Below are 14,250 nucleotides of genomic sequence, written 5' to 3'. Positions count from 1 at the left end.
GTCATGGCAACGATCAAGGATGTGGCAGCGCTCGCGGGGATTTCCTACACCACGGTTTCCCATGTGGTGAACAAAAGCCGGCCGGTCAGCGAAGAAGTGCGGATCAAGGTCGAAGCGGCGATCAAAAGTCTCGACTACGTACCCAGTGCGGTGGCCCGCTCATTAAAAGCCAAGACCACCGCGACCATCGGACTGCTGGTGCCCAACAGCCTCAACCCCTACTTCGCCGAACTGGCGCGCGGCATCGAGGACTACTGCGAGCGCAATGGTTATTGCGTGATCCTCTGCAACTCCGACGACAACCCGGACAAGCAACGCAGCTACTTGCGCGTGTTGCTGGAAAAGCGCATTGACGGGCTGATCGTGGCGTCGGCCGGTGGGGACGCCGGGCTGGCAGAAGGACTCGCAGGTGTGCGCACGCCGATGGTGATTGTCGACCGTGGGCTGGAAGGGGTTGATGCGGACCTGGTGCGCATCGATCACGAGTACGGCGCCTATCTGGCGACCCGCCACCTTCTGGAGTTGGGGCATCGGGACATCGCCACGATTGGCGGGCCGGCCAGTACCAGCGTCGCGCAGATGCGTTTGGCGGGTTATTGCCGCGCCTTGAAAGAGGCGGGTGTCGAAGTGCCTCGCGAGCGCATGCTGGAAAGCGATTTCACCAGCACCGGCGGTTACAGCGCCGCCGCGCTCCTCCTCGAACATAACCCGCCCAGCGCCATCTTCGCCGGCAACGACATGATCGGCATCGGCGTGCTGCGCGCCGCCGCCGAGCGCAATATTCGTGTACCGAGCGAGCTGTCGGTGATCGGCTTCGACGATATCCAGATGAGCCGTTATGTCTACCCGGCGCTGACCACGGTAGGGCAGTCGATCTTGCAGCTCGGCGAGATGGCGGCCGAAGTGCTGTTGCGCAGGATCGCCACGCCGGCTATGGCCACCGATCAACGGATCGTGACGCCCAGTATTGTGCTGCGGGAATCGACCGCGCCGCTGGCCGGTGTGTTCGCCCAGTTTCGTTGAAGTAGAAAGCGCTAAATCAAAAGCACCGCCGAAACAGAATTGATGAGTAGTGATGTATGCCAGCAAAAGTAGTAGTGATAGGCAGCCTGAATATGGACCTGGTGACCCGCGCGTCGCGGTTGCCCCGTGGCGGTGAAACGTTGATCGGCGAGTCGTTTGCCACGGTCTCCGGCGGCAAGGGCGCCAATCAGGCGGTAGCTGCGGCGCGACTGGGCGCGCAGGTGTCGATGGTCGGTTGCGTGGGCAGCGACGCCTATGGAGAGGAACTGCGCGGAGCGCTGTTGGCCGACCATATCGATTGCCAGGCGGTCAGCACCGTCGACGGTGCCAGTGGCGTGGCGTTGATCGTGGTGGATGACAACAGCCAGAACGCGATCGTCATCGTCGCGGGTGCCAATGGAGCGCTGACCCCAGAAGTGATCGATCGCTTTGACGCGGTATTGCAGGCGGCGGATGTGATCATCTGTCAGCTCGAAGTGCCGGATGCCACGGTCGGCCATGCGCTCAAGCGCGGCCGTGAACTGGGCAAAACCGTGATTCTCAATCCTGCGCCCGCCAGCCGACCGCTGCCTGCAGACTGGTATGCGTCCATCGACTACCTGATCCCCAACGAGAGCGAAGCCTCGGCCCTCAGCGGTTTGCCGGTGGACTCACTGGAAACCGCCGAAGTCGCTGCGATCCGGTTGATCGCCATGGGGGCCGGCAAGGTGATCATCACCCTCGGCCCCCAAGGCTCGCTGTTTGCCAATGGCAACAGCTTCGAACACTTCCCTGCGCAGAAGGTAAAGGCGGTCGATACCACGGCGGCTGGCGATACCTTTGTCGGTGGTTTCGCTGCCGCACTGGCGGCCGGCAACAACGAGGCGCAAGCAATCCGTTTCGGCCAGGTCGCAGCGGCGCTGTCAGTGACCCGTGCCGGCGCGCAACCCTCGATCCCCACTTTGTCCGACGTACAGGCCTTTAAAGCACCATGAAAAAAACACCGTTGCTCAACATCGCGCTGTCGCGGCTGATCGCCTCCCTCGGGCATGGCGACATAGTCGTGATTGGCGATGCCGGACTGCCGGTTCCGCCGGGTGTCGAACTGATCGACCTGGCCTTGACTCACGGCGTTCCGGATTTCATCAGCACGTTGAAGGTTGTGCTCAGCGAAATGCAGGTCGAAAGCCACGTGTTGGCCCAGGAGATTCTGGACAAGCAGCCGTCGGCGCTGGTGGCGCTGGATGAGTTGAATGCTGAAGGTGCGCTGGGTCGGCGTGAGCTGCTCAGTCATGACCAATTCAAAGTCCTGAGCCGACAGGCGCGGGCGATTGTTCGTACAGGCGAATGTCAGCCGTACTGCAACGTCGTGCTGGTGGCCGGGGTCACGTTCTGATTCGCTGTTGTCTCTCTGCTTTTTCACGCACAAGGAGTGCGCTATGCACCGCTATGCTCAGAAACTGCACCATCTGCTCCGGAGTCTGCTGCTCTTGTCCCTGATTACCGCAACAAGCGCCCAGGCGGCGGAAAAGATCGACTTGATCATCGACACTGACCCAGGTGCCGACGACGTGGTTGCCTTGCTGTTTGCGCTGGCATCACCGGAAGAGTTGAACATCCGCGCGCTGACCACCGTCGCCGGCAACGTGCGTCTGGACAAAACCTCGCGTAATGCGCGGCTGGCCCGTGAATGGGCGGGGCGCGAAGACGTGCCGGTTTATGCCGGTGCGCCGAAACCGCTGATGCGTACGCCGATTTATGCCGAGAACATTCATGGTAGGGAAGGCCTGTCGGGCGTCACCGTGCATGAGCCTAAGAAAGGCCTGGCGCAGGGTAATGCAGTCAACTACCTGATCGATACCCTGAAAGCCGCCAAACCCCACAGCATCACCATTGCCATGCTCGGTCCACAGACCAACCTGGCGCTGGCGCTGATCCAGGAACCTGAAATCGTTCAGGGCATCAAGGAAGTGGTGGTCATGGGCGGCGCTCACTTCAACGGCGGCAACATTACCCCGGTGGCCGAGTTCAACCTGTTCGCCGATCCGCAGGCAGCTGAAGTGGTGCTCAAAAGTGGCGTCAAGCTGACGTACCTGCCGCTGGACGTGACCCACAAAGTCCTCACCAGTGAAGCGCGCCTGAAGCAGATCGCCGCATTGAACAACAACGCCAGCAAGTTGGTGGGCGACATTCTCAATGAATACGTCAAAGGCGATATGGAACACTACGGTCTTCCGGGTGGCCCGGTGCATGACGCTACGGTCATAGCCTACCTGCTCAAACCGGAGTTGTTCTCAGGTCGTTCGGTCAATGTGGTGGTTGATAGCCGCGAAGGCCCGACCTTCGGTCAAACCATCGTCGACTGGTATGACGGCTTGAAAGCGCCGAAAAACGCTTTCTGGGTTGAAAGCGGTGACGCTCAAGGCTTCTTTGACCTGCTGACCCAGCGTCTGGCGCGCTTGAAGTAAGCTTTACACCCGCAGGTACCAACCTGCGGGTTTCACTCCCTTTCGTTGTATTCAGCGCCCTTGTAGTCGGCCGGGTACTTCTCGAACACCTGGGCGATAAAGGACTGCGCCGCTTCAGTCCCCAGTTCCTTGACCAATAGATCGATGCCAATGATTGCCAACTCTTCCGGGCTGCCCGGGCTATAGGAGCTATGACCTTGCGGCCACTTGGCTTTGATGTCGGCGTCGATGCTTACGGTGGTCATGATGGCGCTCGTGAATTCGGGAAAGTCTGGGTGTGAGTTAACCATTTTGCAGGGTGTTTGGCACTCCGACTTAGGCATGAGGGGAGGGCTATGCGACACTTGGTCTTTGATGATTTTTCAAGGACCGTGCTGTGCAGATCGATTTGAACACTCCCGACGGCTTGACCCTTGAGGCGGTGCGCCAGCTTCTGGCCTCGGCCAGTGATGATGAGCACACTCAATTGCGAGTGACCAAGGGCGGTATCGCCTACATTTCATCGGGCGTTGTGGGTGGCACCGATATCGGCGGGCTACTGTTTCGTCTGGAGACGTGGGCAAAGGGCTCGGGGTATGTGGGGTTGGTCGCGGCCAGTGACGAGGTCTGGGTCATGCAGATCTTCAATGCGCTGAAAGAGAACTGGCCATCACCGCCGTTCGATTACATCGACATTTATTGAGCGCAGGTCATATTCAGTCACGATTGCGGGGTGAATGACCGGGAGTGCTCAGGCAAACTCGCCGCTTGTCCGGGGCGAGGGTAGAGTGCTGGCACTGCCTGTGAAACCAAACGCCAGATTGGCGGTCGCACGATCTCAGCTTAACTATTGAAAAAAGGAGGCTTCATGCCTTGGAAGCTCGCGTCATTGGGTACTCTGTTGGCTGCTAGCCTGCTGGGAGGTTGCAGCAGCACATCCACCGAATCGGCAACAGACCCTGTCACGACGACGGATACCGGTCACAGCCGTTGCGAAGCAAAGGCTGCCGAATTCACCATTGGCAAAAAGGCTTCGCCCGAGCTGCTGGAGCAGGCGCGTGTTCGCGCAGGGGCGCAGAATGCCCGTATCCTCAAGCCTGACGATATGGTGACTCTGGAGTACCGCTCCGACCGCCTGAACCTGAACACCGATGCCAACCTGGTGATCACACGCATCAACTGCGGCTGATATCGTTGGGCTTTTGCTTCACCCATAAAAAACCCCGTCACATGGACGGGGTTTTTTTAGTGCGCCTGGAAATTACTCTGGGCGAACTTGAGCAGCTTGCATACCCTTTTGGCCTTTCTCAGCCACGAAGGAAACGGTCTGGCCTTCTTTCAGGCTTTTGAAACCGTCGCTTTCGATAGCTTTGAAGTGTACGAACAGGTCGTCACCGCCACCTTGAGGAGTGATGAAGCCGAAGCCTTTTTCATCGTTGAACCATTTAACGGTGCCGGTTTGGCGATTAGACATGGTGTATCTCCAAGAAACATATATTTTCAGTAGTACTGTGCTGCTCAGGCCAACTGGGCACACCGGGGTATCATAGTCGAAATGTTCGCTTTGGGAGCCCCCCGGACGTGCTGTTTGCCCTACAGTCGGGCTTTCTTTGTCGCTTGATGTGGCTGAAAGCCCCGTTTTAAAAGGCTTTCAACCGAAAGTAAAGACGATAAAAAAAGCTGTAAAACCTGCATAAATTGTACGAAAAAGCGGTTTTCGGAGGCTTTTCATCGTCTGTTGAGGCCTTTAAAGCGTTCTTTCGGGCTTATTTTTTCGCCTTGTTATCGGCCTTGCACGCTGAAATCTGGGTCAGTGCTTTTTGTTTCAGTGCATCGCTTGCCTTGTTGTCCATCAACGACTGAATGTCGCTGGCCGGGTACGACTTGATTGCATCCGCCCCGCAAGCACAGTGGGCTTTTGCCGCGGCAGCGCCGATCTGAGGGGTTGCCGCTTCGGTGCACTGAGCCATGTATTTCTCGCGCTCGCCCTTCGGCCAATCGGCATGGGCGGCCAACGGCAGCAACAGGACGATGGGGGCGACTACTGCGAACAAACGATTCAGACGCATGCTGGGATGCTCCTTGTGGGTCAATGTCTTGTTATCTGAGGGGTAAAGCGCGGTTCAAGTTCAGCACTCTGGCATAAAATCGCCTGATTTGCCTTGATGGAAAACCTAGGCGCCTCGACGACCGTTCATCTGTGCTAGCATGCCTCGCTCGGGTATTTGCAAGCTCCGCAGACCTTCAGTCACGGTGGCGGCAGATATTCGAATAACCCTGATTTGAATCCCAGTCACTCTGGTTCGGTTTTCCGGTTGGCCGCAAGGCTCCTGCCGCTGTAAGGCAGGCGTTCGTTATTGAATGGCCTGGACCGGATCTTGTACTGGCTCATCCCAACCCACGTGACCTTTGGTAGGGGTCACCACTAGGAGAGGAGGCGCCATGCCAACTATTACTCTTCCCGACGGCAGTCAACGTTCATTCGATCACCCGGTTTCCGTAGCCGAGGTCGCCGCATCCATTGGTGCAGGTCTGGCCAAGGCCACCGTGGCCGGCAAGGTCAATGGCAAGCTGGTCGACGCCAGCGACATCATCGACAGCGATTCCACGCTTCAGATCATTACGCCAAAGGATGAAGAAGGGCTGGAGATTATTCGCCACTCTTGCGCTCACCTGGTTGGTCATGCGGTCAAGCAGCTGTATCCGACGGCCAAGATGGTCATCGGGCCGGTCATCGACGAAGGCTTCTATTACGACATCGCCTTCGAACGTCCTTTCACTCCGGACGACCTGGCCGCCATCGAACAGCGCATGCAGCAGCTGATCGAAAAAGATTACGACGTGATCAAGAAAGTCACTCCGCGCGCCGAAGTGATCGAGGTGTTCAAGGCCCGCGGCGAAGATTACAAGCTGCGCCTGGTCGAAGACATGCCGAACGAGCAGGCCATGGGCCTGTACTATCACGAAGAATACGTCGACATGTGCCGCGGTCCGCACGTGCCGAACACGCGTTTCCTGAAATCCTTCAAGCTGACCAAGTTGTCCGGCGCCTACTGGCGTGGCGATGCCAAGAACGAGCAATTGCAGCGCGTCTACGGCACGGCTTGGGCTGACAAGAAGCAGCTGGCGGCGTACATCCAGCGCATCGAAGAAGCGGAAAAGCGCGATCACCGCAAGATCGGCAAGCGCCTGGGCCTGTTCCATACCCAGGAAGAGTCGCCGGGCATGGTGTTCTGGCACCCGAACGGCTGGACGTTGTATCAGGTGCTCGAGCAGTACATGCGCAAAGTTCAGCGCGACAACGGCTACCTGGAGATCAAGACTCCGCAAGTCGTTGACCGCAGCCTGTGGGAAAAATCCGGGCACTGGGCTAACTACGCCGACAACATGTTCACCACCCAGTCGGAAAACCGCGACTACGCCATCAAGCCGATGAACTGCCCGTGCCACGTGCAGGTGTTCAACCAGGGCCTGAAAAGCTACCGCGAGCTGCCGATGCGCTTGGCCGAGTTTGGTGCCTGCCACCGTAACGAACCATCGGGTGCGCTGCACGGCATCATGCGCGTGCGTGCGTTCACCCAGGATGACGCCCATATCTTCTGCACCGAAGAGCAGATGCAGGCCGAATCCGCCGCGTTCATCAAGCTGACCATGGACGTCTACGCCGATTTTGGCTTTAAAGACGTCGAGATGAAGCTGTCCACTCGTCCGGAAAAACGCGTCGGTTCCGACGAGCTGTGGGATCGCGCCGAGGCTGCCCTGGCTGCAGCCCTTGATAGCGCGGGCCTGCCGTACGATCTGCAACCGGGCGAAGGCGCTTTCTACGGTCCGAAGATCGAGTTCTCGCTGAAAGATTGCCTTGGTCGCGTCTGGCAGTGTGGTACCCTGCAGCTCGATTTTAATCTGCCTGTCCGTCTGGGAGCCGAATACGTCTCCGAAGACAACAGTCGCAAGCACCCGGTTATGTTGCACCGGGCGATCCTCGGATCCTTCGAACGTTTTGTCGGAATCCTGATCGAGCACTACGAGGGAGCGTTCCCTGCGTGGCTGGCTCCGACCCAGGCAGTGATCATGAATATCACTGACAAGCAGGCTGATTTCGCCGCTGAAGTTGAAAAAACTCTCAACGAAAGCGGATTTCGTGCCAAGTCTGACTTGAGAAATGAAAAGATCGGCTTTAAAATCCGCGAGCATACTTTGCTCAAGGTTCCCTATCTCTTGGTTATCGGAGATCGGGAAGTCGAGATGCAGACTGTCGCTGTGCGTACTCGTGAAGGTGCTGACCTGGGCTCGATGCCCGTCGCCCAGTTCGCTGAGTTTCTCGCGCAAGCGGTTTCCCGGCGTGGTCGCCCAGATTCGGAGTAATTACTATTAAGCGTGAAATGAGACAAGATAAACGAGCTGCACCGAAAGCCCCGATCAACGAGAATATCTCGGCACGCGAGGTTCGGTTAATTGGGGCTGAAGGCGAGCAGCTTGGGATTGTGTCAATTGAAGACGCGCTTCTTAAGGCTGAAGAGGCCAAGCTGGATTTGGTGGAGATTTCCGCCGATGCAGTACCCCCTGTTTGCAAACTGATGGACTACGGCAAATCGATCTTCGAAAAGAAGAAGCAGGTTGCCGCGGCCAAGAAAAACCAGAAGCAGATTCAGGTTAAAGAAATCAAGTTTCGTCCAGGGACGGAGGAAGGGGATTACCAGGTAAAACTGCGCAACCTGGTACGTTTCCTGAGTGATGGGGACAGGGCCAAGGTATCCTTGCGATTCCGCGGCCGTGAGATGGCCCACCAGGAGCTGGGGATGGAACTCCTCAAGCGAGTTGAAGGTGACTTGCTCGAGTACGGTTCGGTCGAACAGCATCCTAAGATGGAAGGACGCCAACTGATCATGGTCATCGCCCCGAAAAAGAAGAAGTAATCAATAGGGCACGGCAGGCCTTCTGATTATGTTTATCAACTGAATGCGGAGTATCCGAACATGCCAAAAATGAAAACTAAAAGTGGTGCTGCTAAGCGGTTTCTGAAAACTGCTAACGGTATCAAGCACAAGCACGCTTTCAAGAGCCACATCCTGACTAAAATGTCGACCAAGCGTAAGCGTCAACTGCGCGGTAGCAGCTTGCTGGCACCGTGTGACGTGGCAAAAGTCGAGCGCATGCTGCGCCTTCGTTAATTTTAGTCAAGAATAGAGGAAGTAACTCATGGCTCGTGTAAAGCGTGGCGTCATTGCCCGTAAACGTCACAAAAAAATTCTGAAACTTGCTAAAGGCTACTACGGCGCTCGCTCGCGCGTATTCCGTGTTGCCAAGCAAGCGGTAATCAAGGCAGGCCAATACGCCTACCGTGACCGTCGTCAGAAAAAACGTCAGTTCCGCGCTCTGTGGATCGCTCGTATCAACGCTGGTGCACGTATCAACGGTCTGTCCTACAGCCGTTTCATCGCCGGCCTGAAAAAAGCGTCCATCGAGATCGACCGTAAGGTTCTGGCTGATCTGGCAGTGAACGAAAAAGCGGCGTTTGCTGCGATTGTCGAGAAAGCTAAAGCCACCTTGGCTTAAGTACCCACGACAGTCACCCTGCCTTACCTTTGTGGGGCCAGGTGTTAAACGTCATAAATAGGGGAAGAGCCTTCAAGCTCTTCCCCTATTTTGTATCTGGAGTCTGTACATGGAAAACCTGGATGCGCTCGTCTCTCAAGCACTAGAGGCTGTGCAAAGCGCTGAAGATATCAATGCCCTGGAGCAAATCCGGGTTCACTACCTTGGCAAAAAAGGCGAATTGACTCAGGTGATGAAGACCCTGGGGAATCTGCCGGCAGAAGAGCGTCCGCAAGTCGGCGCCCTGATCAACGTTGCCAAGGAGCGTGTCACAGAGGTTCTCAATGCCCGCAAGGCACTGTTTGAAGAGGCCGACCTGGCCGCCAAACTGTCTGCCGAGTCCATTGACGTGACCCTGCCTGGCCGTGGCCAGACCTCGGGTGGTCTGCATCCGGTTACTCGTACTCTGGAACGTATCGAACAGTTCTTCACTCACATCGGCTACGGCATCGCCGAAGGCCCTGAGGTCGAAGACGATTACCACAACTTCGAAGCGCTCAACATCCCAGGCCATCACCCGGCCCGGTCGATGCATGACACCTTCTATTTCAATGCCAACATGTTGCTGCGAACCCATACCTCGCCGGTACAGGTCCGCACCATGGAATCGAAACAGCCGCCGATCCGCATCGTCTGCCCTGGTCGTGTGTACCGTAGCGACTCCGATATCACCCACTCGCCGATGTTCCACCAGGTCGAAGGCCTGCTGGTCGATCGCGATATCAACTTCGCCGACCTGAAAGGGACCATCGAAGAATTCCTGCGCGTGTTCTTCGAAAAAGAACTGGCTGTACGCTTCCGCCCTTCGTATTTTCCGTTCACCGAGCCATCCGCTGAAGTCGACATGGAATGCGTGATGTGCAGCGGTAAAGGCTGCCGCGTCTGCAAGCAGACTGGCTGGCTGGAAGTGATGGGCTGCGGCATGGTTCACCCGAACGTGCTGCGCATGTCCGGGATCGACCCGGAAGAGTTTTCGGGCTTTGCCTTCGGCATGGGCGTCGAGCGTCTGGCCATGCTGCGTTACGGCGTGAACGACTTGCGTCTGTTCTTCGACAACGACTTGCGGTTCCTTGCGCAATTTCGCTAGTCGTAACGAATTCTTAGGAGAGCAGGATGAAATTCAGTGAACAATGGCTGCGTGGCTGGGTTAGCCCGCAGGTAAGTCGCGACGAGCTGGTTGCCCGTCTGTCGATGGCCGGTCTTGAGGTCGACAGCGTTACGCTGGCCGCCGGCGAATTCAGTGGCGTGATCGTGGGCGAAGTGCTGAGCACCGAGCAACACCCGGACGCTGACAAGTTGCGTGTTTGCCAGGTCAGCAATGGCTCGGAGACTTTCCAGGTAGTGTGCGGTGCGCCAAACGTACGTCCGGGCCTGAAGATTCCGTTCGCCATGATCGGTGCCGAACTGCCGGGCGACTTTAAAATCAAGAAAGCCAAGCTGCGTGGCGTTGAGTCCAACGGCATGCTGTGCTCGCAAGCCGAGCTGCAAGTCGGCGAAGGCAACGATGGCCTGATGGAATTACCGGTCGATGCGCCGGTCGGTCAGGACATTCGTGAATACCTGAGCCTGGACGACGCCAGTATCGAGGTCGACTTGACCCCGAACCGTGGCGACTGCCTGTCTCTGGCCGGTCTGGCCCGTGAAGTCGGCGCGCTGTACGACGCCCAGGTCACTCGCCCGGTCGTGGCTACCATTCCAGCCGTGCACGATGAAGTGCGCTCGGTCGAGGTGCTGGCACCGGCCGCTTGCCCGCGTTACTTGGGTCGTGTGATCCGTAACGTCGACTTGTCCAAGCCTACGCCGCTGTGGATGGTCGAGCGTCTGCGTCGCGCCGACGTGCGCAGCATCGACGCTGCCGTCGACATTACCAACTACGTGATGCTGGAACTGGGTCAACCGCTACATGCGTTCGATCTCGCCGAAATCAATGGCGGCATCCGCGTGCGTATGGCTGAAGACGGCGAGAAGCTGGTGCTGCTCGACGGCCAGGAAGTCAGCCTGCGTAGCGATACGCTGGTGATTGCCGACCACACCCGCGCGCTGGCGATCGCCGGCGTCATGGGGGGCGAGCACAGCGGCGTCAACACCGCGACTACTCGCGACATTTTCCTTGAAAGCGCGTTCTTCGATCAAATTGCCGTGGCTGGCAAGGCTCGTTCCTACGGCCTGCACACCGACGCCTCGCACCGCTACGAACGCGGCGTGGACTGGCAGCTTGCCCGTGAAGCCATGGAGCGTGCCACTGGCCTGCTGCTGGAAATTACGGGTGGCGAAGCCGGCCCGATCATCGAAACCGTCAGCGAACAGCACCTGCCTTCGATTGCTCCGGTTACTCTGCGCGCGCAACGTATCACTCAGATGCTGGGTATGGAAATGGATTCGGCCGAAGTCGAGCGACTGCTCAGCGGCTTGGGTCTGAAGATTTCTGCCGATGGTGCAGGGCAGTGGCGCGTTGAAGTGCCAAGCCATCGTTTCGACATCAGCCTCGAAGTTGACCTCATCGAAGAGCTCGCCCGTTTGTACGGCTACAACCGTTTGCCTGTTCGTTACCCGCAAGCCCGTCTGGCACCACAAGCCAAGGCGGAAGCGCGTAGCGATCTGCCAGAACTGCGTCGCCTGCTGGTGGCTCGCGGTTATCAGGAAGCGATCACCTACAGCTTCATCGATCCGAAACAATTCGAGTTGTTTAATCCGGGTGTCGAGCCGCTGCTGCTGGCCAACCCGATTTCAAACGACATGGCGGCCATGCGCTCGTCCCTGTGGCCGGGTCTGGTCAAGGCGCTTCAGCACAACCTGAACCGTCAACAGGATCGCGTTCGTTTGTTCGAAAGCGGTCTGCGTTTTGTCGGTCAGCTGGAAGGCCTGAAGCAAGAGCCGATGCTGGCGGGTGTTGTGTGCGGTAGCCGTTTGCCGGAAGGCTGGGCGCAAGGTCGAGATGTCGTGGATTTCTTCGACGTTAAAGCTGACGTGGAAGCGGTGCTCGGTTTTGCCGGTGCACTGGATTCGTTCACGTTCGTGCCGGGCAAACACCCTGCGTTGCACCCGGGTCAAACCGCGCGCATCGAGCGTGAAGGTCGTCTGGTGGGCTTCGTTGGCGCGATTCACCCTGAGTTATCGAAAAACCTAGGTCTCGATCGTCCGGTCTTCGTATTCGAGCTGGTTCTGGCCGAAGTGGCATTGGGCAAAATGCCTAAATTCCAGGAGTTATCGCGCTTTCCTGAAGTGCGTCGTGACCTGGCCCTGATAGCTGATACCGGCGTTGCAGCCAGTGCTGTACTGGACGTAATCCGTGAAAATGCAGGCGAATGGCTCACAGACCTCAGGCTATTTGACGTGTATCAGGGTAAAGGCATTGATCCTGATAGAAAAAGCCTTGCAGTCGGCTTGACCTGGCAGCATCCATCGCGCACTCTTAATGACGATGAGGTGAATACCACGACGCAAAACATCCTCACCTCGCTCGAACAAAGGTTGAACGCCACGTTAAGGAAGTGACGTATGGGGGCTCTGACGAAAGCTGAGATGGCGGAACGTCTGTATGAAGAGCTGGGCCTGAATAAACGGGAGGCCAAGGAATTGGTCGAACTGTTTTTTGAAGAAATCAGGCACGCTCTTGAAGACAACGAACAAGTTAAATTGTCCGGTTTCGGCAATTTCGACCTTCGGGACAAACGCCAGCGGCCTGGCCGCAATCCAAAAACGGGTGAAGAAATCCCGATCACGGCTCGCCGTGTGGTCACCTTTCGTCCAGGGCAGAAGTTGAAGGCCCGAGTTGAGGCTTATGCTGGAACCAAGTCATAACGACGAGCTACCCGTCATCCCAGGCAAACGCTACTTCACCATTGGTGAAGTCAGCGAGCTATGTGCGGTAAAACCACACGTGCTGCGCTATTGGGAGCAGGAGTTTCCTCAACTCAATCCCGTCAAACGCCGCGGAAACCGTCGGTATTATCAGCGACAAGACGTGCTGATGATCCGGCAGATCCGTGCGCTTCTTTACGATCAAGGGTTCACTATCGGCGGCGCGCGCTTGCGTTTGTCCGGCGATGAAGCCAAAGACGACACCACTCAATACAAACAGATGATTAGGCAGATGATTGCCGAATTGGAAGATGTGCTAGTGGTCCTCAAGAAATAAATTCATGCGTTTGAATACTTCCAGTTTTCAAACGCTTGCGATATATTCTTGAGCGTTCTTCGAGATGAAGAACGAGTTTCACGCCTAGTCGGGGCGTAGCGCAGTCCGGTAGCGCACTAGCATGGGGTGCTAGGGGTCGAGTGTTCGAATCACTCCGTCCCGACCATATTTTCTGATTAAAATCAGACACTTAAGCCGATCATTTGGATCGGCTTTTTTGTGTGTGAAGGAAGGCCTGAATTTAGGGCACACATAGGGCACATGAAAACTACCGCGAATCGTTGTGCATTTTGGCTGCATCGAGTCTGTGTGAGTTCGTGCTAGGCATCTCGCGTTGATCAATCACCGGCTTTTTCAGCGTTTGCTGCGCCGCGAAAACCAGCGGATGCCAGTGGCGGATGTGGTCAGGGACGACGATGTGATTGGACGGGTCGCGCTCGAAGGCCAGCACCACAGCTAGCCGCTCATCCATTGGCTGTGGCGCCGGCGGTACAGGCGGTGCGGAGGTGCGAAACAGGTGCATCGGGTGCCCAATGTACCTACGCGATGGCTTGACGAGACGTTCGTTGCAAGTGAGCGAAGTAAGTCCCAAGCATCCATGCAGGCCACGTTGGCGCAATGCTTAGGGAATCTCCGAACAAGTTTGCAGATGTGCTGAAATATGCCTTCACCACCTGCCCCGGGCCCCCCATGAGCCAGATGAGCTTTTCCGACTTTGGGTACGCCGGCAAGCGCAAGCAAACACGTCGTGAACGATTCCTCGCTGAGATGGATCAGGTGCAGCCGTGAGATTGCCGACGATTTTGCAGCAGGGCGCATTTTTCATCCATGAGCTTGCTGCTGATCCCGCGCTAAAAGCCAAATGAAATGCTACGGCATGCCAATTGATTGAAGCGAGTTTTACTTCCTGTTCAGGCTGATCCTGTGAGTAGATTTTCTTGTGGTCATGGATTGGCCCCTCCCGGCGGGTCGACTGCGACCACGTTCGCATAGCCTAGATTCTGACGGAGCAGGGTGCGACACGCTAATCTGCCCGCATCACAAGCTCGCACGACAAACTCCAGCGTC

At 57.0% G+C, this 14,250-nt stretch carries 18 protein-coding genes and 1 tRNA gene; 15 read left to right on the top strand and 4 right to left on the bottom strand.

What is annotated here, in order from left to right; translation table 11 throughout:
* Window positions 1-3: 3 nt before the first annotated feature.
* From ACI77H_RS03515 to ACI77H_RS03500, 4 genes are read left to right on the top strand one after another with little or no spacing between them, the layout of a single operon-like run.
* Complete coding sequence (locus tag ACI77H_RS03515; protein WP_407010366.1) at window positions 4-1,023, top strand: LacI family DNA-binding transcriptional regulator; 1,020 nt, start codon at window positions 4-6, stop codon at window positions 1,021-1,023.
* Between the two features lie 56 nt (window positions 1,024-1,079).
* Window positions 1,080-1,997, top strand: a complete 918-nt coding sequence (gene rbsK / locus ACI77H_RS03510; protein WP_407010365.1) for a ribokinase — start codon at window positions 1,080-1,082, stop codon at window positions 1,995-1,997.
* Window positions 1,994-2,398, top strand: coding sequence for a D-ribose pyranase (gene rbsD / locus ACI77H_RS03505; RefSeq protein WP_407010363.1), 405 nt, complete (start codon window positions 1,994-1,996; stop codon window positions 2,396-2,398). Before rbsK ends, rbsD begins: the two co-directional genes overlap by 4 nt.
* A gap of 43 nt (window positions 2,399-2,441) precedes the next feature.
* A complete protein-coding gene (locus ACI77H_RS03500) occupies window positions 2,442-3,470 on the top strand; it encodes a nucleoside hydrolase (protein WP_407010362.1) in 1,029 nt (342 codons plus the stop codon).
* Window positions 3,471-3,502: 32 nt separating this feature from the next.
* On the opposite strand, the gene ACI77H_RS03495 is transcribed toward ACI77H_RS03500, so the two are convergent.
* Window positions 3,503-3,715 carry a hypothetical protein gene (locus ACI77H_RS03495; RefSeq protein ID WP_033061806.1) on the bottom strand — a complete coding sequence of 71 codons (213 nt, stop codon included), beginning with the start codon at window positions 3,713-3,715 and terminating at the stop codon, window positions 3,503-3,505.
* Between the two features lie 131 nt (window positions 3,716-3,846).
* Between ACI77H_RS03495 and ACI77H_RS03490 the strand changes: the two genes are divergently transcribed.
* Together ACI77H_RS03490 and ACI77H_RS03485 are read left to right on the top strand one after the other, a co-directional pair.
* Window positions 3,847-4,152: a hypothetical protein gene (locus tag ACI77H_RS03490; RefSeq protein ID WP_407010360.1), complete on the top strand. Its 306-nt coding sequence runs from the start codon at window positions 3,847-3,849 to the stop codon at window positions 4,150-4,152.
* 165 nt (window positions 4,153-4,317) lie between these two features.
* Entirely contained in the window at window positions 4,318-4,638 is a 321-nt protein-coding gene (locus ACI77H_RS03485; protein WP_407010359.1) for an I78 family peptidase inhibitor, read from the top strand.
* A 72-nt stretch (window positions 4,639-4,710) separates the two neighbouring features.
* Here the strand turns inward: ACI77H_RS03485 and ACI77H_RS03480 are convergent, their stop codons facing one another.
* Together ACI77H_RS03480 and ACI77H_RS03475 are read right to left on the bottom strand one after the other, a co-directional pair.
* Window positions 4,711-4,923 carry a cold-shock protein gene (locus tag ACI77H_RS03480; RefSeq protein WP_003179963.1) on the bottom strand — a complete coding sequence of 71 codons (213 nt, stop codon included), beginning with the start codon at window positions 4,921-4,923 and terminating at the stop codon, window positions 4,711-4,713.
* A 292-nt stretch (window positions 4,924-5,215) separates the two neighbouring features.
* Window positions 5,216-5,518 (bottom strand): hypothetical protein, encoded by a 303-nt coding sequence (locus ACI77H_RS03475; RefSeq protein WP_192420302.1) that lies wholly within the window; start codon window positions 5,516-5,518, stop codon window positions 5,216-5,218.
* Between the two features lie 373 nt (window positions 5,519-5,891).
* Between ACI77H_RS03475 and thrS the strand changes: the two genes are divergently transcribed.
* The 9 genes from thrS to ACI77H_RS03430 all read left to right on the top strand — a co-directional run bounded on the left by thrS (window position 5,892) and on the right by ACI77H_RS03430 (window position 13,348).
* Window positions 5,892-7,814 carry a threonine--tRNA ligase gene (gene thrS / locus ACI77H_RS03470; protein ID WP_010455934.1) on the top strand — a complete coding sequence of 641 codons (1,923 nt, stop codon included), beginning with the start codon at window positions 5,892-5,894 and terminating at the stop codon, window positions 7,812-7,814.
* A complete protein-coding gene (gene infC, locus ACI77H_RS03465) occupies window positions 7,814-8,365 on the top strand; it encodes a translation initiation factor IF-3 (RefSeq protein WP_176469887.1) in 552 nt (183 codons plus the stop codon). The genes thrS and infC overlap by 1 nt, the downstream gene beginning before the upstream one ends.
* A 60-nt stretch (window positions 8,366-8,425) precedes the next feature.
* A complete protein-coding gene (gene rpmI / locus ACI77H_RS03460) occupies window positions 8,426-8,620 on the top strand; it encodes a 50S ribosomal protein L35 (protein WP_008145659.1) in 195 nt (64 codons plus the stop codon).
* 28 nt (window positions 8,621-8,648) lie between these two features.
* Window positions 8,649-9,005, top strand: coding sequence for a 50S ribosomal protein L20 (gene rplT / locus ACI77H_RS03455; protein ID WP_007905879.1), 357 nt, complete (start codon window positions 8,649-8,651; stop codon window positions 9,003-9,005).
* Between the two features lie 109 nt (window positions 9,006-9,114).
* On the top strand, window positions 9,115-10,131 hold the full coding sequence (gene pheS / locus ACI77H_RS03450) for a phenylalanine--tRNA ligase subunit alpha (protein WP_007905876.1): 1,017 nt from the start codon (window positions 9,115-9,117) through the stop codon (window positions 10,129-10,131).
* Window positions 10,132-10,157: 26 nt separating this feature from the next.
* Window positions 10,158-12,539, top strand: a complete 2,382-nt coding sequence (gene pheT, locus ACI77H_RS03445) for a phenylalanine--tRNA ligase subunit beta (RefSeq protein WP_407010358.1) — start codon at window positions 10,158-10,160, stop codon at window positions 12,537-12,539.
* A 3-nt stretch (window positions 12,540-12,542) separates the two neighbouring features.
* Entirely contained in the window at window positions 12,543-12,845 is a 303-nt protein-coding gene (ihfA, locus tag ACI77H_RS03440; RefSeq protein ID WP_002553164.1) for an integration host factor subunit alpha, read from the top strand.
* Complete coding sequence (locus tag ACI77H_RS03435; RefSeq protein ID WP_003179985.1) at window positions 12,826-13,182, top strand: MerR family transcriptional regulator; 357 nt, start codon at window positions 12,826-12,828, stop codon at window positions 13,180-13,182. The genes ihfA and ACI77H_RS03435 overlap by 20 nt, the downstream gene beginning before the upstream one ends.
* Window positions 13,183-13,271: 89 nt before the next feature.
* Window positions 13,272-13,348 (top strand) — tRNA-Pro (locus tag ACI77H_RS03430).
* Window positions 13,349-13,450: 102 nt separating this feature from the next.
* Here ACI77H_RS03430 and ACI77H_RS03425 read toward each other — a convergent pair.
* Window positions 13,451-13,705 (bottom strand): hypothetical protein, encoded by a 255-nt coding sequence (locus ACI77H_RS03425; protein ID WP_407010357.1) that lies wholly within the window; start codon window positions 13,703-13,705, stop codon window positions 13,451-13,453.
* Window positions 13,706-14,250 lie beyond the last annotated feature (545 nt).

This window comes from Pseudomonas sp. O230 (assembly GCF_045447035.1).
Classification (GTDB): domain Bacteria; phylum Pseudomonadota; class Gammaproteobacteria; order Pseudomonadales; family Pseudomonadaceae; genus Aquipseudomonas.
The sequence above is the reverse complement of the archived record's forward strand: the minus strand, read 5'-3'. Positions and strand labels throughout refer to the sequence as shown.